Genomic DNA, 319 nt, shown 5'->3' with positions numbered 1-319 from the left:
ATTGTTAGTTTGCCAGCTGGGGTAATAGGTATTATTTATATGGCTACAATCGGTTATAAATTATTGCCTTCTCGGAAAACTTCAGAGCAGTCATTTGAAGAGGGGTTACGAGAATACCTCGCAGAAGCTTATGTTGAAGCTAACTCACCTCTCATTGGGAAAACAATTGAAGAGGCAGGTCTTAGAAATTTAAGTGGTCTCTATCTCATCGAAGTGGTTAGAAAGGGCGAACGAATTGCTTCTGTACCATCATATATAAAATTAAATGAAAATGATAAGTTAATATTTACAGGAGTATTATCAACCATAGTAGAGTTAC

The 319-nt window shown here is 36.1% G+C and carries 1 protein-coding gene; it reads left to right on the top strand.

The annotated features are described in order from the left end of the window. Nucleotides 1-319 (top strand): cation:proton antiporter regulatory subunit (locus AOA62_RS16410; protein WP_178075641.1); only part of this gene is annotated, 319 nt, incomplete at both ends.

The organism is Pseudomonas sp. 2995-3 (genome assembly GCF_002742565.1).
Classification (GTDB): Bacteria; Pseudomonadota; Gammaproteobacteria; order Pseudomonadales; family Pseudomonadaceae; genus Aquipseudomonas; species Aquipseudomonas edaphica.
The sequence above is the reverse complement of the archived record's forward strand: the minus strand, read 5'-3'. Positions and strand labels throughout refer to the sequence as shown.